Source organism: Paraburkholderia phymatum (assembly GCF_038900715.1).
Lineage (GTDB): Bacteria > Pseudomonadota > Gammaproteobacteria > Burkholderiales > Burkholderiaceae > Paraburkholderia > Paraburkholderia phymatum_A.
Genome location: NZ_JAYMRZ010000009.1, coordinates 216,616 through 235,933 on the forward strand (window position 1 = coordinate 216,616; position 19,318 = coordinate 235,933).

General features: G+C 66.5%; 21 protein-coding genes. 19 read left to right on the top strand and 2 right to left on the bottom strand.

The features are described 5' to 3' along the window. The first annotated feature begins 291 nt into the window (after nt 1-291). The 14 genes from VSR68_RS18690 (at nt 292) to VSR68_RS18755 (ending at nt 14,676) form a co-directional block, all read left to right on the top strand. The gene (locus VSR68_RS18690) at nt 292-480 is read left to right on the top strand and encodes a Flp family type IVb pilin (RefSeq protein ID WP_342941238.1); all 189 of its coding nucleotides are present in this window, start codon (nt 292-294) and stop codon (nt 478-480) included. Between the two features lie 165 nt (nt 481-645). Continuing rightward, entirely contained in the window at nt 646-1,137 is a 492-nt protein-coding gene (locus VSR68_RS18695) for an A24 family peptidase (RefSeq protein WP_342941239.1), read from the top strand. Between the two features lie 14 nt (nt 1,138-1,151). Beyond that, a complete protein-coding gene (locus tag VSR68_RS18700) occupies nt 1,152-1,637 on the top strand; it encodes a TadE/TadG family type IV pilus assembly protein (protein WP_342941240.1) in 486 nt (161 codons plus the stop codon). Between the two features lie 85 nt (nt 1,638-1,722). Continuing rightward, complete coding sequence (gene cpaB, locus VSR68_RS18705) at nt 1,723-2,655, top strand: Flp pilus assembly protein CpaB (protein ID WP_342941316.1); 933 nt, start codon at nt 1,723-1,725, stop codon at nt 2,653-2,655. 194 nt (nt 2,656-2,849) lie between these two features. Next, nucleotides 2,850-4,292: a type II and III secretion system protein family protein gene (locus tag VSR68_RS18710; protein ID WP_342941241.1), complete on the top strand. Its 1,443-nt coding sequence runs from the start codon at nt 2,850-2,852 to the stop codon at nt 4,290-4,292. Between the two features lie 96 nt (nt 4,293-4,388). Next, a complete protein-coding gene (locus VSR68_RS18715) occupies nt 4,389-5,666 on the top strand; it encodes a fimbrial protein (protein ID WP_342941242.1) in 1,278 nt (425 codons plus the stop codon). Between the two features lie 3 nt (nt 5,667-5,669). Next, nucleotides 5,670-7,037, top strand: coding sequence for a CpaF family protein (locus tag VSR68_RS18720; protein WP_342941243.1), 1,368 nt, complete (start codon nt 5,670-5,672; stop codon nt 7,035-7,037). Next, entirely contained in the window at nt 7,030-8,085 is a 1,056-nt protein-coding gene (locus tag VSR68_RS18725) for a type II secretion system F family protein (protein WP_342941244.1), read from the top strand. Before VSR68_RS18720 ends, VSR68_RS18725 begins: the two co-directional genes overlap by 8 nt. Before the next feature lie 2 nt (nt 8,086-8,087). Further along, a complete protein-coding gene (locus tag VSR68_RS18730) occupies nt 8,088-9,143 on the top strand; it encodes a type II secretion system F family protein (RefSeq protein ID WP_342941245.1) in 1,056 nt (351 codons plus the stop codon). Between the two features lie 53 nt (nt 9,144-9,196). After that, nucleotides 9,197-10,030, top strand: a complete 834-nt coding sequence (locus tag VSR68_RS18735) for a tetratricopeptide repeat protein (RefSeq protein ID WP_342941317.1) — start codon at nt 9,197-9,199, stop codon at nt 10,028-10,030. 47 nt (nt 10,031-10,077) lie between these two features. Next, nucleotides 10,078-10,611, top strand: coding sequence for a DUF3613 domain-containing protein (locus VSR68_RS18740; protein ID WP_342941246.1), 534 nt, complete (start codon nt 10,078-10,080; stop codon nt 10,609-10,611). Nucleotide 10,612: 1 nt separating this feature from the next. Beyond that, nucleotides 10,613-12,430, top strand: a complete 1,818-nt coding sequence (locus VSR68_RS18745) for a TadG family pilus assembly protein (RefSeq protein ID WP_342941247.1) — start codon at nt 10,613-10,615, stop codon at nt 12,428-12,430. Between the two features lie 69 nt (nt 12,431-12,499). Beyond that, nucleotides 12,500-13,891 (top strand): sigma-54 dependent transcriptional regulator, encoded by a 1,392-nt coding sequence (locus tag VSR68_RS18750; protein WP_342941248.1) that lies wholly within the window; start codon nt 12,500-12,502, stop codon nt 13,889-13,891. A 47-nt stretch (nt 13,892-13,938) separates the two neighbouring features. Next, nucleotides 13,939-14,676 (top strand): DUF2968 domain-containing protein, encoded by a 738-nt coding sequence (locus tag VSR68_RS18755; RefSeq protein WP_342941249.1) that lies wholly within the window; start codon nt 13,939-13,941, stop codon nt 14,674-14,676. A gap of 462 nt (nt 14,677-15,138) precedes the next feature. Here the strand turns inward: VSR68_RS18755 and VSR68_RS18760 are convergent, their stop codons facing one another. Continuing rightward, a complete protein-coding gene (locus VSR68_RS18760) occupies nt 15,139-15,309 on the bottom strand; it encodes a hypothetical protein (RefSeq protein WP_342941250.1) in 171 nt (56 codons plus the stop codon). A gap of 277 nt (nt 15,310-15,586) precedes the next feature. Here VSR68_RS18760 and VSR68_RS18765 point away from each other — a divergent pair, with 277 nt between their 5' ends. Beyond that, entirely contained in the window at nt 15,587-15,826 is a 240-nt protein-coding gene (locus VSR68_RS18765) for a hypothetical protein (RefSeq protein WP_342941251.1), read from the top strand. A 200-nt stretch (nt 15,827-16,026) separates the two neighbouring features. Here the strand turns inward: VSR68_RS18765 and hfq are convergent, their stop codons facing one another. Continuing rightward, nucleotides 16,027-16,476 (bottom strand): RNA chaperone Hfq, encoded by a 450-nt coding sequence (hfq, locus tag VSR68_RS18770; protein ID WP_342941252.1) that lies wholly within the window; start codon nt 16,474-16,476, stop codon nt 16,027-16,029. A 467-nt stretch (nt 16,477-16,943) separates the two neighbouring features. Here hfq and VSR68_RS18775 point away from each other — a divergent pair, with 467 nt between their 5' ends. The 4 genes from VSR68_RS18775 to VSR68_RS18790 all read left to right on the top strand — a co-directional run bounded on the left by VSR68_RS18775 (nt 16,944) and on the right by VSR68_RS18790 (nt 19,290). Next, entirely contained in the window at nt 16,944-17,093 is a 150-nt protein-coding gene (locus VSR68_RS18775; protein ID WP_342941253.1) for a hypothetical protein, read from the top strand. Nucleotides 17,094-17,123: 30 nt separating this feature from the next. Continuing rightward, on the top strand, nt 17,124-17,660 hold the full coding sequence (locus VSR68_RS18780; RefSeq protein ID WP_342941254.1) for an RNA polymerase sigma factor: 537 nt from the start codon (nt 17,124-17,126) through the stop codon (nt 17,658-17,660). Next, entirely contained in the window at nt 17,657-18,463 is an 807-nt protein-coding gene (locus tag VSR68_RS18785; RefSeq protein ID WP_342941255.1) for an anti-sigma factor, read from the top strand. Before VSR68_RS18780 ends, VSR68_RS18785 begins: the two co-directional genes overlap by 4 nt. A gap of 272 nt (nt 18,464-18,735) precedes the next feature. After that, nucleotides 18,736-19,290, top strand: coding sequence for a hypothetical protein (locus VSR68_RS18790; RefSeq protein WP_342941256.1), 555 nt, complete (start codon nt 18,736-18,738; stop codon nt 19,288-19,290). Nucleotides 19,291-19,318 lie beyond the last annotated feature (28 nt).

The following is a 19,318-nucleotide window of genomic DNA, read 5'->3' on the forward strand; positions in this document are numbered from 1 at the left end:
GAAACCGTTCTAACTCATGGTTAGCCCTATGTGCTGTTCCGCACAGACCACCGGTACGCTAAAGCAAGTGCTAAATATTCAAACGCAGCAGGCACGGATAGTCGTCACGCATCAGGATTGCTTACAAATGATTGGTCGGTTATAAAGCCGGCACGTTCTCGCGCAGGCAAAAATCTGTAAAGCCAGCGTAGAAAAACTTAAAGGGCACACGAGAACGCCCATGACAATGCCACTGCGGGCGGTGTGAGCCGTATCCCCAGTAACGAAAATGGAAAGTCCGAGGGTTACAACGTGAAAAACATCATCAGCCGGTTTCTGACAGACAACGAGGGCGTGACGGCAATCGAATATGGCCTGATTGCAGGTGTGGTGGCCATCGCAATCGCGACGGCGGCCGGATCGGTCGGGACCAATCTGTCGAATCTGTTCGACTCCATTGCTGGAATCATTTCGTCGAGCACACCGGCGAAATCGTCGTAAAGACTCAATCAGCTTATTTTCGAAGCATCAGGACGCGAGCGTCGGCACACGACGCTCGCGGAGTCTTTGCGTCTGTTCAATCGAATTTATGCCATGCGAGCTTTTGGATAGCTTCGCATTGCTTGCTATTGGCTGTTATTGGCTTCTATTGCTTGCTGGATTCTTATGGCTGCATGGATCGAAAGTCTTCTGTTCGTTGCGTGGACAACGACGGCGGCGCTGAGCGACCTTCGTTATCGGCGTGTCGCCAATGCGTGGATCGCCGTCGGGCTGGCCGCGGCGTTCGCGTGCGCGTTCACCGTGCGCGCGCCGTTCGGCGTGCCGCCTGGGCAAGCCGCGTTGGGCGCGCTGCTCGGCTTCGCGGCGCTGCTGCCGTTTTACGCGTTGCGCGTGATGGGCTCCGCCGACGTCAAGGCATTCGCCGTGCTCGGCGCGTGGTGCGGCGCGCATGCGCTGCCGGGGCTGTGGGTCGTGGCGACCGTCATGGCCGGGCTGCATTCGCTCGCGTTGCTCGTCGCGACACACACGTGGCCCGCTGCGCCCGGCGGCGGCTCAGCCGCCTTCGAGTTGCGCGGCCGTCGCGCGACGCCGTACGTCACGTGTCTCGGCGTTGCGGCGCTCGGCGTGCTCGCGTCGCGATACCTGCGGGGAGTCTGACGTTGAACGCGCCGATGCAACCGATCACACCTGCACCTCGACGCGTTCGCGCGCGTGGATTTTCGGCCAGTCAGCGCGGCTCGAGCGCGGTCGAGTTCGCGCTGGTGTTCCCGTTCTTCTTCATAATCTTTTACGCGATCGTGACGTTCAGCCTGATTTTCGTCGCGCAACAGAGCCTGACGCTCGCAGCCGAGGAGGGCGCGCGCGCCGCGCTGAACTACCAGCAGGCGCAGGACGTGAAGACGGCGCTCGACGATCGCGCGTCGGCCGCCTGCCTGGCCGCGTCGAATCTGACGAACTGGCTCGCGGCCAGGGCGAACTGCGACGCGAGCTGGGCGGCCTGTACGTTCGACGCGACGATGCGCTGCGTCACCGTCACGCTGACATACGACTACGGGCGCCATCCGCTCGTCCCGCCGATTCCGCTGCTCGATGCGACATTGCCGTCGCAGTTGACGAGTACGTCGATGGTTCAACTCAACCCGGGGTATGTGCTGTGATCGCGACGCCGCGCCTGCATCCTTTACATCACGCGAGCGAGACAAGCGGACCCGTTCGCCGCGCGCCGCACCGCAAAGGCAGTGAATCATGCCGAATCTGACTCGAATAGTCGCAGGGGCGCTGATCGCGCTCGCCGTGCTGCTCGGCGCGCTGGCGATGACGCTGGCCCGTCGCCCCGCGCCCGCACCGGCGTCCGTTGCGCAGACGCAGCCGGCGTTTCCCGTCGTCGTCGCGCTGCGCGTGCTGCCCGCCGGACAGCCGATCCCCGCCGACGCGCTGCGCATCCAGCGTCTGCCCATCGATCCGTCGGGCGCTTTCGCCGATCCGTCGCTGATCGCGGGCCGCGTTCCCACCACTGATATCGGCGTGCAGGCGCCCGTGCTCGAAGCGCAGTTGTCGTCGGGCATTGCCGAGCGCATCGAGCCAGGCGAGCGCGCGGTGGCCGTGCGCGTCGATGAGCAGAATGCCGTCGGCAACCGGTTGCGTCCCGGCAATGTCGTCGATGTGTTCTTTACGTTGAAGCGCGATGGCCTGAGCGTCGGTCCGGCGGGTCAGGCGGAAGTGGAGCGCACGCAGGCGCGTCTGCTGCTGTCGCGCGTGCGCGTGCTCGCGTGGGGCAACGTCACGGCGAGCGGCGCGCCCGATACGAACACGCCCGCGCGAACGGCCGTGCTCGCCGTGCCGCTCGCCGATGTCGACCGGCTCGTGCTGGCCGAAGGCGCGGGGCATCTGATGCTCGCATTGCGCAATCCACGCGATACCGACGCGCTCGACGCCGCTGCATTGCCTGCTTATCCCGCCGTGCTGAAGACTGCCGCGAGCACCGATGCGCCCGAATCGACGCGCGCGGCGGCGGGCGTCGCGCTCGACGAACTGTCGGGCAGCAGCGCGCGCCGCGCGTTGCCGGGTCCGTCGAAAAGCGCGCCCGCGCCGGCAAGGCTCGTCGCGCGCACTCGCGATGCAGGTGGCGGAATCGAAGTGATACGGGGCGGCCGCTCGGAAACGGTCGCGTGGTGATCGCGCGTCGCGCGTGACGAGAAGAAGACGGGCGAAAAGCAAAGCAAACAGCTAGGGCAAACAGCAAGACAAACAGCAAGGCAAACAGCCAGCCAAACAGCTAGGGCAAACAGCGAGACAACCCGGCGACCCATTCGCCGGCGAACGACAAAAGAGCGTTTAGGGAGAGGGCGCGAATACGCGTTCAGCGGAACATGAGGAAACGGATTCTTGCGTGGCGAGTGATCGTCGGCGTATGCATGCTGCCGATGATTGCGTTGCCCGTCATGAGCGACGCCGCCGGCATCGCGGCAAGCCAGGCGAGCGCAGCGACGGCCGCCACGCCGGCGATCGATCTCGCCGTCGGCGCGCAACGGACGCTCGCGGCGGGTCACACGCTACAGCGCGTGGCCGTCGGCGATCCGAACGTCGCCGATGTGCTGATCCTCAAAGGCGGCACGAAAGCGGACTCGCACGGCGGCGTGCTGCTCGTCGGCAAGTCGGCGGGCACGACGAGCGTCATGCTGTGGGAGCGCGACCGCGACACGCCGCTCACCTACACCGTGAACGTGACGGCAGCCGCAGCGGCCGATCTGCTCGACGGCGGCACGCCCGAAGTGAAAGTGCTCGGCGGGACGGCTGTGATCAAGGGCACGGCCGCGTCGATGCAGGCGCATCAGCGCGCGGCGGGCGTGGCGGCGGGAGCGCTCGCCTCCGTCGCATCGAATGGCAAAGGCGGCGATGGCAAGAGCGCCGGCATAACAGTCGGCACGACAGTCGACACATCGACGATCGTCACGCGTCCCGTCGTGCAGGTCGACGTGCGCGTCGTCGAATTCAGCCGCGCGGTGCTCAAGCAGATCGGCTTCAACTTCTCGAAGGGAAGCAACGGGTTTGCGTTCGGCTCGTTTGCGCCGTCGTCGCTGAACAAGGCGACGTTCACACCGGGCCAGGGCACGTCGTTCGATTCGACGATGCCGATCGCGTCCGCGTTCAATCTCGTGTTCGGCTCGGTCGCGCACGATCTGTTCGCGGATCTGAGCCTGATGGAGAGCAACAACCTCGCGCGCATCCTCGCCGAGCCGACGCTCGTCGCGCTGTCCGGTCAGAGCGCGAGCTTTCTCGCGGGCGGCGAGATTCCCGTGCCCGTGCCGCAAGGGCTCGGCACGACGTCGATCGAATACAAGCCGTATGGCGTCGGCCTCACGCTCACGCCGACCGTGCTGAGCCCGCAGCGCATCGCGCTGAAGATCGCGCCCGAGGCGAGCCAGCTCGATTTCGTGCACGCGGTGACGGTCAACGGCATCTCGGTGCCCGCGATCACGACGCGCCGCGCCGATACGACCGTCGAACTCGGCGACGGCGAGAGCTACGTGATCGGCGGACTGATCGATCGCGAGACGGCGTCGAACGTCGACAAGGTGCCCGTGCTCGGCGATTTGCCGATACTCGGCGCGTTCTTCAAGCAGCTGAACTATTCGCAGAGCGACAAGGAGCTGTTGATCATCGTCTCGCCGCATCTCGTGTCGCCGCTCGCGAAGGGCGCGGCGTTGCCGTCGACGCCGGGCGAACAGTCCGAGCAACGCGACGCGCCCGTGTGGCGCTCGCTGCTGGGCGGCGCGGCGTCGCGCGATGCCGCGCCGGGGTTTTCGAAATGAATGCGCGATGCGGTGCGAGCGACGGATGCGAAACACGACGGCTGAGCGAAACCGAACGGCGGTCGCACAGGCGGCCACGCGCAAAGGAAGCACACCATGAACGCGAGAACCCACGCTTTGGCTGAGCGCGCCGTCACCGACTGCTTCGTGTTCGCGACGCTCGCCGACGAGCACGCGCGCTGGCTCGCCGGATCGCTTGTCGCGGCGGGCGCCGTCGATCGCGTGAGCCTCGATCCGAAAGCGTTCGTGCAACGCATCGGCACGCTCAATCCGTCGCTCGCGTTCGTCGATTTTTCCGGCGGCCAGATGGCGGCGGCGAGCGCGGCGGCGAACGCGGCGCGCGCCGCGTATGCGGGCTTGCAGATCGTCGCGGTCGGTTCGATGAGCGAGCCCGAGAGCGCGCTCGCCGCGCTGCGCGCGGGCGTGCGCGATTTCATCAATCTGTGCGCGCCCGCTGCAGACGCGCTGCGCATCGCACGCCAGGTGCTCGACAACGTCGTCGAGCCCGTGAGCCGTCACGGCAAGCTGACGGCGCTGATCGGCGCGCGCGTCGGCATGGGCGTGAGCACGCTCGCCGCGAATCTTGCCGTGCTGCTGCAACGGCGCGACGCCGCGCAAGGCCGCGAAGCGCTGCTGCTCGATCTCGGCCTGCCCGCAGGCGACGGCACGCTGCTGCTCAACACGCGCAGCGACTTCAGCTTCGTCGAGGCCGTGCGGAACGTGCGCCGCATCGATCAGACCTTCGTGCACACGGCGCTGTCGCATCATGCGAGCGGCCTTGCGCTGACGAGCCTGCCCGCCGATCTCGCCGAGATGCGCGAGGTCTCGCACGCGTCGTCGATCGCCTTGCTGAACCGGCTGCGCGCGTTTTTCGATCAGCTGATCGTCGATCTCGGCGGCTTCAGGAACGGCGAGTTCATCGCGAACGTCGTGCAGGCCGCCGACGAAGCGTGGCTCGTCTGCGATCAGGGCGTGCCGTCGGTGGTATCGGCCGTCGGCGTGCTGGACGGCTTGCGCGAGCACGGCATCGACATCGAGACGCTGCGACAGAAAGTGCGGCTCGTCGTCGGCAAGTACGAGCCGGAACTGGGGCTCACGGCGGCTCAGATCGCGCAGCGGCTCGAACTCGAACTGATCGCGACGCTGCCCGAGCGGCGCGTCGCGCTCGGGCAGTCGATGAACCAGGGCAACCTGCTCGCCGACACCGCGCCGCGCGACGCCTACGTGCGCGCGCTCGATACCCTCGTGACGCGTGTCGCGGGCGCGCCGTCCATAACGGGCGCGGGCTCGGGCGTGCGCGCTGCGAATCCGCATGGCAAGTCGGCGCTCGATGCGTTGCGGCGCTTCATTCCCATTTCCAGCAAACGGTCATAGACGATGGCAAAAGAAATCGAATTTGCCGACGACGCACCCGCGTTCGCGCAGAGCCAGCAGTTCCAGGACATCAAGAACGCGGCGCACGAACATCTGCTCACGCGCATCGAGGAACTGGGCGCCGAGTTTGGCCGCTGGTCGCGCAACGCGATCCATCAGTTCGTCGATCTGGAAATGGACAGCTTCGTGCGGCTGCGCCGGTTTCCCATCAACGAGAGCGAAGTGCGGCTGATCGCGCAGGCGCTGACGAAAGAGCTGGCGGGCTTCGGGCCGATCGAGGATCTGCTGAACGATCCCGCCGTCGAGGACATTCTCGTGAACGGCTACAACGACGTGTACGTATCGCGTCACGGCATCCTCGCGAAAATTCCCGTGCGCTTCGCGGACAACGCGCATCTGCTGCGTATCGTGCGGCGCATTCTCGCGCCCATCGGCCGACGGCTCGACGAATCGAATCCGATGGTCGATGCGCGTCTGCCCGACGGCGGCCGCGTGAACGTCGTGATCGAGCCGCTGTCGATCGACGGCCCCGTCGTGTCGATCCGCAAGTTCCGCAAGGACCCGCTGCGCCCCGACGATCTGCTCGCGAACGGCACGTATGACGCGGAGATCGGCGCGCTGCTCGACGCGGCCGTGAAGGCGCGCTGCAATATCCTCGTGTCAGGCGGCACGAGCTCGGGCAAGACGTCGCTGCTCAATGCGCTCGCGTTTCATATCCCCGATGTCGAGCGCGTCGTGACGATCGAAGATACGGCCGAGCTGTCGCTCAACCATCCGCATGTGGTGCGGCTCGAAAGCCGTCCGGGCGGCTTCGACGGCAGCGGCCTCGTGACGATCCGCGACCTGTTGCGCAACACGCTGCGCATGCGCCCGGACCGCATCATCGTCGGCGAAGTGCGCGGCGGCGAAGTGCTCGAAATGCTGCAGGCGATGAACACGGGCCACGACGGATCGATGGGCACCGTGCACGCGAGCTCGCCGCGCGAATGTCTGTACCGGCTCGAAATGCTCGCGGGCTTCGCGGGCTTTCAGGGCACGGAATCGAGTCTGCGCCGGCAGATCGCGAATGCGATCGACTTCATCGTGCAGATCGGGCGGCTGTCGAATGGGCGGCGCCGCATCCTGTCCGTCACCGAGGTCACGGGGCTGTCGGACAACATCATCGCGACACAGGAACTGTATCGCTACGAGCCGCTGACGACGCCCGAAGGCGAAGAGGCCGACAACTGGACATCGCTCGGCATCCATCCGCATTCGCCGAAGCTCGCGCGGTTCAGGCAGGCGCTCGGCGGCGGATTCGGCGATCCGATGACGGGCGGATTCGGCGCAGGATTCGGTGGCAGGGGCGGCGACGGAGGCTTCAATGTCTAGCGACAGCGCCGCGCTGCTCGTTGCCGCGCTCGCGCTGCTGTGCGTGGCGTGCGCGCTGCTCGTCGTTCGGCGCGGCGCGCGGCGCAACGAGCGCGCGGGCACCGAGCGCTTCATCGACAGCCGCATGGCGCAGATGGCGTCGGCATCGGCATCGGCGGGCGTCGTGACGGCGGGCATGCATCCGGTGGCAACGATGCGCGCGCAGCCGCTCACGACCCAGCAAGCCGCGCAACCGATGCGCGCGCAACCGCTCGCGCAGACGGCTGCGACGGCCGCCGACTCGAGCCGCTGGCGCAAGCTCAAGGCACGCGTCGCGCTCGTGCTCGATCAGTCGATGAGTCGCGCGGGGATTTCGAACGCGAGGGTCGCGATGCTTGCACCGTTGCTCGGCTCGCTCGCGCTGTCCACGTTCGCGGGCAGCCGCAGCGGCGCGGGCGCGTTCTTCATGACGCTCGCGACGTGCGCCGTGCTGCTCTACGTGCTGATGTCGCGCCGTATCCTGAAGCGGCGTCAGACGATCGTGCGTCAGCTGCCGTCGTTTCTCGACGGCATCGTGCGTCTGATCGTGCTCGGCAACAGCGTGCCTGCCGCGTTCCAGGCTTCGCTGCAGACGACGGAAGCGCCGCTGCGCCAGTGTCTCGATCACGTGTCGCGGATGCTGCGCGCCGGCGTCGAGATCGACCGCGCGCTGTATCACGTCGCGCAGGTCTATCGGACGAGCGAGCTGGAGCTGGTGGGCGCGGTGCTGCGCCTGTCGGTGAAATACGGCGGGCGCGCCGACGTGATGCTCGATCGCATGGCGTCGTTCATGCGCGATCTCGAACAGGCGGAGCGTGAACTCGTCGCGTTGTCGGCGGAGACGCGATTGTCCGCCTGGGTGTTGACGCTGTTGCCGCTCGGCATCGGCGGGTTTCTGATCGCATCGAATCCGCACTATTTCGCGTGGATGTGGAACGATGCGACGGGCCGCAAGCTCGTCTGGCTTGCGTTCGCGCTGCAGATGTTCGGCGCGTTTCTGCTGTATCGCCTCGCGCGGCTGAAGGGCTGACGATGGACGCGTTTTCGCTTGCCGCACTCGCGCTCGCGTTTGCCGCGCTTGCTTCGCTGCTGGCGGGCGTGATGCTATGGAAGCGTCATGTGGCCGGCCGGCGCAGCGCGCGCTTGCTCGCCGACGTGCTCGATCAGCGCGCATCGCAGGCGCAGGCGGCCGCGATGCGCACGGCGTCGAGCGCCAACGCAGGTTCCAGCGTCGACACGAGCGCAACGGGCGCCGCCGATCGCACGACGCAAGGCAATCCCGCTGCCTCCGGGCAAGCCGCAAGTCCGCATCCGCTGCTGGAGCGCGCGGCGCGCGCGGGCATGCGCTGGCTCGATTCGCCGCTCGGCCGCCATGTCGTCGCCGACGAAGACCGGCGTCTGCTCGAACAATGCGGTTTCGTCGACGCGCGGGCGCGAGGCCTGTTCCTCTTTGCGCGGATCGGCGGCGCGCTCCTGCTGCCGCTCGCCGCGCTCGCGCTGATGGGCTTCGAACTGCATGGGCCGCGCGCGCCCGCCGTCGTCGTGATCGCGCTGCTCGCGGGCTTCATGTTGCCGAAGATCGCTGTGCAGCGGCGCGCGACGGCGCGGCGCGCGGCCGTCGTCGACGAACTGCCGATGCTCGTCGATCTGTTGCGCCTGTTGCAGGGCGTCGGCCTGTCGCTCGATCAGAGCCTCCAGGTGATGGTCAACGATTTTCGCGGTGTGCTGCCCGTGCTGTCCGGCGAACTCGCGATCGCGCAGCGGCAGGTCGCGGCGGGCCGCACGCGCGAGCAGTCGCTGCAGCGTCTCGCGTCGAGCTACGCGAACGAAGACCTGCGCGCAATCGTGCGTCTGCTGATCCAGGTGGACCGCCACGGCGGCGCGGTGCAGGAGCCGCTCAGGCAGTTCGGCGACCGTCTGCGCGAAGCGCGCCGCTCGATGCTGCGCGAACGGATCGGCCGTCTCACCGTGAAGATGACAGGCGTGATGGTGGTGACGCTTCTGCCCGCGCTGCTGATCGTGACGGCGGGGCCGGGCGTGCTCGCCGTCGTGCATTCGCTGGCGGCGTCGGCGGCCGTGCATCGCTAGGGATACGAAACATCATGGACGATCGAATGAACCCATCTCGTCGCGCGGTGTGCATGAACGCGATCCGGCATGTGATCCGGCTCGCCGCGCTTGCCGGCGTCTGCGCGCTGCTCGGCGCGTGCGCGGTGAAGGAAGCGGGCTATGGCGTCGGCGTGCAGGCCGAGCGCGAAGCGAAGCTGCAACAGTCCGCGCACGATACCGCGCCGGATACGCCCGGCATGTATCTCGGCCTGATCGACCGGATGCAGGCGCAGGGGCTGTACTACGCATCGCTCGCGCATATCGATGCATACGAGAAACAGTACGGCGCGTCGCCCGATTCGATCCTGCTGCGCGCCGACGCGTTGCGCGCCACCGATCAGCCCGCGTCGAGCGCCGCCGCCTATACGCAGTTGCTGAACACGCCGCTCGCGGCGCGCGGCTATCGCGGGCTTGGTCTGCTGGCGGGCGCGTCGGGGGATTTCGAACGCGCATCGCAGGTGTTGGAGACGGCCGTCGAGCTCGCGCCGACGGATGTCGCGACGCTCTCCGATCTCGGCTACGCGCGTCTGCGCGCCGGCGATGTCGCGGGTGCGCGCGTGCCGCTGATGAAGGCCGCCGAACTCGACGGACACAACCGGAAGGTGATCGGCAACGTCGTGCTGTACCTGCTCGCAGACGGACAGACGGCGCGCGCGCAGGCGCTCATCAAGGACCAGAAGTTCGCGCCGGACGTGCGCGCGCAGGTTCGCGACGAAGCGGCGAAGGTCGCGGCCGCGAGTCGGGCGCGACGCAACGGCGAGCCGCGCGCGCAGAAGCCGCACGCGTCGCCTGCATCGGGCGGGCCCGTCGCGAGCGTTCAGGACGTCGATCAGTCGCAGCGCATGCTGCAACGGTTTGCACAGTGAAGGCGCGCATCGCGCGATTGACCGGCAGCGAGGCAAGGGAGCAAACGATGAAAACGGCCGTGGCATGGCGAGGTGTGGTGGCAGCGGGTTGCGTGACGGTGGCATGTTGCGCGATGGGCAGCGCGTGCGCGCAAGGCGCGAATGGCAATGCGGCGAATGGCAATGCGGCGAATGGCAGTGCGGCGAATGGCAATGCGGCGAACGGCAATGCGGCGAACGGCAATGCGGCGAACGGCAATGCGGCGAACGGCAATGCGGCGAATGGCAATACGGCGAATGGCAATACGGCGAGTGTGAATACGGCGAGTGCGACTGGGAATACGGCGAACGGCAGCGCACGCGTGCCCGCGCTCGCGAGCGAAATCGGCCATTCGACGCGCAACTGGCTCGACCTGCAGCGCAGCGGCGCGGCTGCCGCTCCCGCTCTGCCGATGCTCGGCGAAGAAGCGGGCTTCGCGTATCAGCGCTACATGGACTCGTTCAGGACGAAGATTCCCGCGTCCTTCGGTTCGTCGTTGAACGGCGGCGGCAACCTGCTGCACGTCGATTACACGAACGTCGGCGGGGCGTCGCAGAACTGAGATGGCGTCGAAAGACATTCGTTGCCGTCCGTCGATGCCCTCGCGGCGAGCGCGCTTCGTTCCCGCGAGCGTGCGCCGTCAGCGCGGCGCGGCGGCTGTGCTGGCGGCCGTGTGGATCGGCGCGGCCGTTGCGGCGCTGGGCGTGATCGACGTCGGCAACGTGTACCTCGTGCGCCGACAGTTGCAGCGCACGGCCGACATGGCCGCCGTCGCGGGCGCGCAGACCATCGGCATGGCGGGCGGCTGCGCGACGGCGTCGGCCTCGGCGCAACAGAGCGCGGCGCAGAACGGCTACAAGGGCGCCGGCCCCGTCGACGTCGTGTGCGGCAGATGGAGCACGACGGGCGGGGCCGCGCAGTTCGATACGTCGGGCGCGATGCCGTTGAACGCGGTGCAGGTGACGGCCACGCAAAGCGTGCGCCATTTCTTCATCGGACCCGCGCGCGACGTGCAGGCGGTCGCAACGGCGAAAGCCGTCGATACCGCATCGTTCGCGCTGTCGACGAGTCTCGCCACGCTGTCAGGCGGCGCGATCAACGGACTGCTGGGCGCGTTGCTCGGCGCGAACGTGTCGCTGGATGTCGTTACATGGCAGGCGCTCGCGTCGGCGAACGTGAGGCTCGGCGATCTGGCGACGCAGCTCGGCGCGGCATCGATGAACGATCTGCTCGATTCGAACACGACCGTCGCGGATCTTGCGGGCGCGATGGCGACGGTGCTGAGCCGCAACGGCGCCGCGAGCGCGACCGTGGCGTCGGCGCTCGCAACGATCCGGGCGGCGGCGAACGGCGGGCCGAAGCTCGCGCTCGGCGACAGCGCGGGTGCGCCGGGACTGCTCGCGATCGGGCTCGCCGATAAGCAGGCGGCGGCGTCCGCGACGGTCAGCGCACTCGACGCGCTGATCGTTGCCGCCGAACTCGCGCATGGCAACTCGGCGCTCGATCTGGGCGCGGCGCTCGATCCGTCGGCGATACCGGGCGTCACGTTGCCCGTCAGCCTGACAGCGAAGGCCGCGATTCTTCAGCCGCCTGTCATTGCAGTGGGCGAGGCGGGCATGGACAGCAGCGGCAACTACCGCACGAGCGCGCATGCCGCGCAGGTCCGCGCGTACCTGGACGTCAAGCTACAGGTGCCGCCGATCCTGCTGCTGCCCGGCGTGACCGTCGATCTGCCGCTCTACGTCGAGGCCGCGCAGGGTACGGCGAATCTGGCCGCGACGCAGTGCGCGGCATCGAGAGCGGCCAGCACGAGCACGATCGTCGTGCGGACGGGCATCGCGAACGCATGCATTAGCGGCGATGCCGCGTCGAACATGAGCAACCCGACATCGCCAGCGACGTGCCAGCAGCCGGCGACGATCGCATCGCTGACGGTGCCGCTGCTTCTGACGTCGGTGTCGGCGAATATCAATGCGGGGAGTGTGTCGCCGCCGTCGGGTCTGCATGCAACGCTCCAGGCGTCGGAGCCGGCGACGCTCACGTTCGACGGCGTCGCCGGTGACGCCGACGACTATCAATCGACCAACACCAACGGCCTGGGCTCGGCGACGAGCGGGCTGCTGGCCCAGCTCGCGGCACAACTGCAACAGCCGCAACAGCCAGGTACGCTCTTCGTGACCGTGGGCGGCGTCGCGGCGAATCCGGCGGTGTCGAGCGCGGTGCAGCCGCTGCTGGCCGTTCTGGTCGGCGCGCTGACGCCGCTCCTCAACGGACTCGACACGCTGCTCGTTCCGCTTTTGCAACTGCTCGGCGCACAGGTCGGCGTGAGCACGGTCCACGCGATCTCGCAGACGTGCAGCGACGCGCAGCTCGTCAACTGAACGGATCGACGGATCGACGGAAAACGCGATGACCATCCCATCAATCGAAGGTGAACGGATTCTTCATCCATGAAAACCGCTACCAGGATCGAGGAACTGGACCTGTATGTCTGGGAAGGCAAGGCCGATATCGTCGATCGCGTCGCGCGCTGCATGGCGAGCTTCGACGTCGAAGTGATTCGCGCCGACGATATCGCGCTGTCGCCGGAGCACACGTCGGTCAGGCCGTCGCTCGCGATCATCAGCGTGTCGGTGATCGATACGGCGGGCTTTGCCGTGCGCGATCTGCAGGCGACGCACGCGATGCCCGTGATCTGGGTCGGCGCCGCGCCGCGCGATCACGACCCGGCGATGTTTCCCGCCGAGTACTCGCACGTGCTGCCGCTCGACTTCACGTGCGCCGAACTGCGCGGCATGGTGTCGAAGCTCGTCGTGCAGCTGCGCGCGCATTCGGCGCAGACGCACGAATCGGGCGCGCTCGTCGCGAACTCCGAATGCATGCAGGCGTTGCTGCATGAAGTCGAAACATTCGCCGATTGCGATACGAGCGTGCTCGTGCATGGCGAAACGGGCGTCGGCAAGGAGCGCATCGCGCAACTGCTGCACGAGAAACATTCGCGCTACGGACAGGGGCCGTTCGTAGCGGTGAACTGCGGCGCGATTCCCGATGGGCTCTTCGAATCGCTCTTTTTCGGACACTCGAAAGGGTCGTTCACGGGCGCCGTCGGCGCGCACAAGGGCTATTTCGAGCAGGCCGACGGCGGCACGCTCTTTCTCGATGAAATCGGCGATCTGCCGCTGTATCAGCAGGTCAAGCTGCTGCGCGTGCTCGAGGACAGCGCCGTGACGCGCATCGGCTCCGCGACGCCCGTGAAGCTCGACTTCCGGCTCGTCGCAGCGACCAACCGGAACCTGCCGCAACTCGTGAAGGACAGCACGTTTCGCGCGGACCTGTACTACCGGCTCGCGGTGATCGAACTGAGGATTCCGTCGCTGGAAGAGCGGGGCGCCGTCGACAAGATCGCGATCTTCAAGGCGTTCATCGCGGCCGTCGTGGGCGCCGGGCGGCTCGAGACGCTGCCCGACCTTCCGTACTGGCTCGCGGATGCCGTCGCCGATACGTACTTCCCCGGCAACGTGCGCGAGCTGCGCAATCTGGCCGAACGGATCGGCGTGACCGTGCGGCAGATTGGCGCGTGGGACGCGGCGCGGCTGCACCGGCTGCTGGCGATCGCGCGCAGCAGCCAGCCCGTGCCCGCCGAGAGCGCGGCGGAAGTGCTCGTCGACCGCAGCAAATGGGATATGGCCGAACGCAGCCGCGTGATTGCGGCGCTCGATGCGAACAGCTGGCGTCGCCAGGACACTGCGCACTACCTCGGGATCAGCCGCAAGGTGCTGTGGGAAAAGATGCGCAAGTACCAGATTTTCGACGAGGAACCCGAAACGCGCGAAAGTGAGTAATAATTAGCCGGTTTTGCAAAACTACAACACGATACGGGCAGAATCATATGGACCAGAAGTCGAAAATTCGACACATCGCGCTGTCGGCGGGCATTCTTTTTGGGGCTGTTCACGGGGCATATGCGCAGGCTTCAGCGGAAAACGGCGCGGTAGGCGCCGGCACGGCTGCCACGGCCGCGACTGCCGTCGTTGCGCAAGCGGGCACGGCCACGGCTGCGGCTCCCGCCACGTCGGCGAGTCCAACGCTTGCACTCACGCCCGACGAGGCGAAGCAGTCCGCGACAGGCAATGTCGCGGAACTGCAACAGATGATCCACGGCAGCGACATCGCCGAACTGCGCACGACGTACAACGGCAGCTACGGGGCGAGCCTGCTGTTCAACGCGAAAGAGATCACGTACTACGTCGCGCTGTTCCAGCAGAAGAACTTCTGGCGCGTCATCAAGACGCAGGACGACGCGCGCGCCGAGCAGATCTATCGCGACTTCGCGCGTCAGACGGCGCAACTGTCCGACATCGAAATTCGCCGCACGAGACTCGAAGCGCAGAAGGCGTATACGGATCGCCTCGTCGCGCTGTCGCAGGAGCGCGCAAGCCGCCTGCAAGCCGACCTGAATGTCGCGCACGAGCAGCAGAGCATCGTCAACAGCATGCAGCAGCAGACCCGCGCGGAAACGGCCTCGCTGGCGCAGCAAAAGGCGCAGGCGCAGGAGCAGTTGCGCGCCGCGCAGCGCCAGGTGCGCGATCTGCAGCGGCAACTCGAAAGCGGGTTGCCCGCGCACTGATCCGGTGCGGCCTTTCGTGCGAGCCGCGCGGGCTTTTTATGGCTGCGCGGCTTGTTTATGGATCAGTCGCGGCTCGTTCCGCGCTCGTTCGCGGATCAGTCGCGGCTGGTTCACGGCTCATTTGCAGATCATTTGCCGCTCGTTCGTGGCTCATTCAGGGATCAGTCGCGGCTGGTTCACGGCTCATTCACAGATCATTTGCGGCTCGTTCGTGGCTCATTAGGGATCGGTCGCGGCTGGTTCACGGCTCATTCACAGATCATTCACAGATCATTCGCGGCTCATGCGCGGATCGTTCACCGCCCATTCGCGAATCAGCATGGCGAGAGAGCATGCGCATGCTCGCGCACGCGATCATTCACGCGTCCAAGGCGCGCAATGCCTGAATACGCGAACCGCGCGCACTGTTGCCGCGCACGACGGACCGCTCGCTCCTGCTCCTGTTTGACGGCGACCGTCCGCTCAACGCGACTTCTTCTGCTTGCGCTGATGGTTCCCTTCGTCGGCTTCGTCCGGATCGACGGCGATGGGGTCGCTTGCTGGGAAGGTTTCTTCGAGTGCCTCGTCGAGGCGTTCTTCCGTGGTGTGGGGTTCCTCGGATGGCTTCGGTGCTTTCGGCTTCGTGCTGGACATGACGTGCTCCGCTATGACATACGACGGTATCGAGCAACCAGAATAGCTCAATAGCGCGAACGCGACCGCCTGGCCGGATGGTATAGGACGATGCGCATGCTCAATCGACGCACACGCGCGCTGTCATTCGACTTCCGAAAAGCGTCGTGAAGCGGGAATAGATGGAATAGGCAGCGCGATGCAGGCCGATGGAATTTCTCGCCTGACGATTCGTTCTTAGCGCATCGGGACGGCGGCGCACAGCGAGCCGGTCGCGGCGGACATGTGAGGGAGGCCCATGCAAGCGGACGGTTATCGCAGTAGACAGCGCCTGAACGCGACGCACGTCGTCGAATCGGAGCTTCAGCATCTGGAATGGGCGACGCGTCAGCCGATGATGCGCAGGCTCAACGCACGCTACTGGCGTCGCAGGGTACTGGAAGTGAAGGGTGGCTATGAGTTGACCGCGCAGCAGGGCATGCGGATCGAGAGGATGCTGAAGCAGCTGGCGGATCGCGCCGGTTCGTCGGTTGCGTGAAATGCCGGCGCGCCGCGCGCGCCCGATCGATGCGTCGTCGCCTGTTTGGCGACTCGTTTGGGCCGCTTGTTGAGCCGCTTATCCGACCCACTTGTTCGACGGCTTTTGCGACCGCTTATCGGGTGACTATCTGGCGCCGGTATCTGGCGGCGCGTTGGACGGATGGCCGCCGTGGCGGCCTGTCAGACGGCTTGCGCCGCTTATTCGGCGTTCCCGCCGTTGTTGTTGCCCTGATCGTTGCCCGTACCCGCGCCATACAGACGCCGGCGGCGCGTGACGACCACCGGGCCGTCCGACGACGACCGGTCCGACGGCGCTTGCGGCGCGCCGCCATACGGCTCGCGCTGTTCGCGCGGCTCGCGGTGCTCGCGCGAGCCGTGCGGACCGCGCGCGGCGTGTTCGCCATGCGACGGCCGCCCGCCTGCGCGCGGCGCGGGGCGCGAGCCCGTGTCGAGCTGGATCGTCGAAATGGCGCGCTTGTAGATGCCTTGCAGCCCGACGGGCGTGCGCAGCATCACCAGGTACTGATCGAACGACTCGATGCAGCCCGTCAGCCGGATACCGTTGACGAGGTAAATTTCGACGCGCTTGCGTTCTTTGCGCGCCGCGTTCATGAAGTCGTTTTGCGGATGCGATTCTGCGGGAGGCATGGACAATTGTGTATAGAAAATCGGTTGTTCGCCGGGGATTTTACCCGTTGTGGCCGCGGGCCGGCATGACGGGCGCCAAACGCGAACCGACTGACGCCCACTATAACCACTTGTGAGCGCGGAAGCATCCTCTAAAGTCCATGTGTAACGTTGAGTTACGAAATCCTGCTCTGCAGTGCGCGCCATCCAACGTTGCGGCACGCAATGGACATGCCGCGCAACGACCATGCCGCGCAGAGCATGTCCGTCGGGGCAAGGTCGGGGGTAAGACCGGAAGCAGGACCCGAAGGCGGACAGGTAATAAATGGCCGATGCTTCGGAATAAAGCGCAAGTCGTGAGCGTTTATCAGTCAGGTATCGCACACAACGCTGCGGCATCCGCCGCCGGCATCGCGCGATTCCGCATGATTTGTCCATTCAACGCATGGCTGCGTCACGCGTGGCGCAGTCGGTACAGGAGGGTCTTCATGAAAGTGTCCAGACTGGTATCTGCCGTATTCGTAATCGTTGCGCTAGGGGTTGCTTCGTTGTCGTTGAGCGCGTGTCAGTCCACCGGCGACATGAGTTCGTCGGGCGCGAGCAGCAGCGGCACAAGCGGCAGCAGCGGCGGCTATTGATGCGCGCGCTCGCTTGACGGCTAGCGCCGGGTGAAGTTCGAAGCGGAGGTGATTTCGTGGCTCCCTCAGTTGCGCCGCTACGCGCGCGCACTGACGGGCGACCCGGCTTGGGCGGACGATCTGGTTCAGGATACGGCCGAGCGGGCGCTCGCGCGATGGAAGGGGTTCCGCCCCGACAGCAATCTGCGCGCGTGGCTCCTCACGATCCTGCGTCACCTTTACATCGACCAGTTGCGCGTGCGCCGCGAAATCGCAGTGGACGACGAGAGCGCGCCGTGGCGCAATCTCGAAGCGCCGCACGGTGAAGTCGACGGACTGGTGTTGCGCGACGTGCAGCGCGCGCTTTATTGTCTGCCCGTCGAGCAGCGCGAAGTGATGCTGCTCGTGTGCGTGGAGGAGTTGAGCTATCAGGAAGCGTCGGCCACGCTCGGCGTGCCGATCGGCACGGTGATGTCGCGGCTGTCCCGCGCGCGCGAGCATATGCGGGCGCTTTTGACGGAAGGGCCAGTGCAACACAAGTCACCGTCGCTGAAAGTAGTCAGAAACGGGGCGAGAAGCGGGCAATGAACAACGACGAACATTCGACCGATTCCACGGGCGCGCCCGACCTGCGCGCGCTGTCGGCATTCGTCGACAACGAATTGCCGGAGAGCGAGCGCGCGGCCGTGCACGAGCATCTTGCGAAGGATCCGCAGGCGGCCGCGCAGGTTGCGTCGTGGCGCGCGCAAAAGGCCGCCTTGCAGGCGCTGTGCGGCGTGGGCGAGAGCGGGAGCGAGCGCGAGGAGCCACAGGTGATCGTTCTGCGTGCCCGCGTGCCGTGGTGGCGGCGCGTGGGCATCGCGGCGTGCTGGGTGATCGCGGGCGCGGGGCTTGCGCTCGCGCTGGGTCCGCTCGTGCCGCGTCTGACGGGCGGCGGCAACGGCGACATCATGTCGTTCGCGAAGCGCGCGGATATCGCCTACGCCGTCTACACGCCGGAGCGCCGCCATCCCGTCGAAGTCGCCGCGAGCGAGGAAGAGCATCTGATCACGTGGCTGTCGAAGCGGCTCAACCGTCATCTGTCCGTGCCTTCGCTGCAGGAATACGGCTATACGCTCGTCGGCGGGCGGCTGCTGCCGGGCGAGGCGGGGCCTGCCGCGCAGTTCATGTACGAGAACCCGAGCGGCGCGCGGCTCACGCTCTACGTGACGGGCATTCCGAGGGACGAAACCGCGTTCCGTCTGTTCCGTGACGGCAATCGCCGCACGTTCTACTGGATCAACGACCACATGGGCTACGCGCTCTCGGGCCCGATCGAGGAAGCCAAGCTGCGTTCGATCGCGATTGAAGTCTGCGGCGAACTCGGCGGGCGTCCGGAGGCGTGGCAGTAGCGCGCGCTCGCGCGGGGCTTTTTTCCGCTTCGCGTTCTCTGCTCGAAACAAGCGAAACACGGGGTAACAAAACGACCTACGCTGTAATCGGCGGTGCAGGAATAGCGCCGCACGCGTGTGCGTTTATGTCGTTGTGCAGGCGCGTGTTCCGCCGGCTTCGACGGGCGCGAAAGAGTGGCTTGTCACCTGCCTGCAAGGCAAATCGATGGGGTCTTCACGGCGTCGGCGCGCGATGCGTGCCGCGACACCGCACCGTCGAAGCAGGATCAATCATGCGTACTTTGTCAGGAATCAGCGCGGCGCTGTTCGTGTGCGCCGGTTGCGCGGGGCCCGCCGCGCAACCCGTCGCCGCGCAGGAGCAGTTCGGCGACAACGCCAGCGACCTCAACTCGGGCGACACCGTCTGTCAGCCCGTCGTGGGCCAGGCGGAAATCGACGGCACGATGCAGCAGATCAGCGGCATCGCGTGCAGGCAGCCGGACGGCACGTGGCTGATGCAGCAGGGCAACGGCACGGACACGACCGCCGTCTATCCCGTTCCGGCCTATCCTTACTATGATCCGTGGTATTGGGGACCGCCTGTCGTCGTTGGCGGCGCGTCGTTCGTGTTCGTCGACCACTTCCACCATTTTCACCATATGCATCACGTGCATTGGGGGCATCCGGTCGGCGGCTTCAACGGACATGGCGGCTTCAACGGACATGGCGGCTTCAACGGGCACGGCGGATTCCACGGCGGGGGCGGCATGCACGGTTGGGGCGGCGGATCGCACGCATGGGGCGGCATGGGCGGCATGCACGGAGGCGGCGGCGGGCACGGACGCTGAACACGCCGTCGCGCGTGCCGCATGAGCG

What these genes read in the sequence shown, in the direction of transcription:
- VSR68_RS18710 (WP_342941241.1), top strand. Translation starts at nt 2,850, where the DNA reads ATGAGGAAACGGATTCTTGCGTGGCGAGTGATCGTCGGCGTATGCATG.
- VSR68_RS18695 (WP_342941239.1), top strand. Translation starts at nt 646, where the DNA reads ATGGCTGCATGGATCGAAAGTCTTCTGTTCGTTGCGTGGACAACGACG.
- VSR68_RS18745 (WP_342941247.1), top strand. Translation starts at nt 10,613, where the DNA reads ATGGCGTCGAAAGACATTCGTTGCCGTCCGTCGATGCCCTCGCGGCGA.
- VSR68_RS18775 (WP_342941253.1), top strand. Translation starts at nt 16,944, where the DNA reads ATGAAAGTGTCCAGACTGGTATCTGCCGTATTCGTAATCGTTGCGCTA.
- hfq (WP_342941252.1), bottom strand. Translation starts at nt 16,476, where the DNA reads ATGCCTCCCGCAGAATCGCATCCGCAAAACGACTTCATGAACGCGGCG.
- VSR68_RS18750 (WP_342941248.1), top strand. Translation starts at nt 12,500, where the DNA reads ATGAAAACCGCTACCAGGATCGAGGAACTGGACCTGTATGTCTGGGAA.
- VSR68_RS18755 (WP_342941249.1), top strand. Translation starts at nt 13,939, where the DNA reads ATGGACCAGAAGTCGAAAATTCGACACATCGCGCTGTCGGCGGGCATT.
- VSR68_RS18725 (WP_342941244.1), top strand. Translation starts at nt 7,030, where the DNA reads ATGTCTAGCGACAGCGCCGCGCTGCTCGTTGCCGCGCTCGCGCTGCTG.
- VSR68_RS18735 (WP_342941317.1), top strand. Translation starts at nt 9,197, where the DNA reads ATGAACGCGATCCGGCATGTGATCCGGCTCGCCGCGCTTGCCGGCGTC.
- VSR68_RS18700 (WP_342941240.1), top strand. Translation starts at nt 1,152, where the DNA reads ATGCAACCGATCACACCTGCACCTCGACGCGTTCGCGCGCGTGGATTT.
- VSR68_RS18785 (WP_342941255.1), top strand. Translation starts at nt 17,657, where the DNA reads ATGAACAACGACGAACATTCGACCGATTCCACGGGCGCGCCCGACCTG.
- VSR68_RS18765 (WP_342941251.1), top strand. Translation starts at nt 15,587, where the DNA reads ATGCAAGCGGACGGTTATCGCAGTAGACAGCGCCTGAACGCGACGCAC.
- VSR68_RS18760 (WP_342941250.1), bottom strand. Translation starts at nt 15,309, where the DNA reads ATGTCCAGCACGAAGCCGAAAGCACCGAAGCCATCCGAGGAACCCCAC.
- VSR68_RS18715 (WP_342941242.1), top strand. Translation starts at nt 4,389, where the DNA reads ATGAACGCGAGAACCCACGCTTTGGCTGAGCGCGCCGTCACCGACTGC.
- VSR68_RS18720 (WP_342941243.1), top strand. Translation starts at nt 5,670, where the DNA reads ATGGCAAAAGAAATCGAATTTGCCGACGACGCACCCGCGTTCGCGCAG.
- VSR68_RS18790 (WP_342941256.1), top strand. Translation starts at nt 18,736, where the DNA reads ATGCGTACTTTGTCAGGAATCAGCGCGGCGCTGTTCGTGTGCGCCGGT.
- VSR68_RS18740 (WP_342941246.1), top strand. Translation starts at nt 10,078, where the DNA reads ATGAAAACGGCCGTGGCATGGCGAGGTGTGGTGGCAGCGGGTTGCGTG.
- VSR68_RS18730 (WP_342941245.1), top strand. Translation starts at nt 8,088, where the DNA reads ATGGACGCGTTTTCGCTTGCCGCACTCGCGCTCGCGTTTGCCGCGCTT.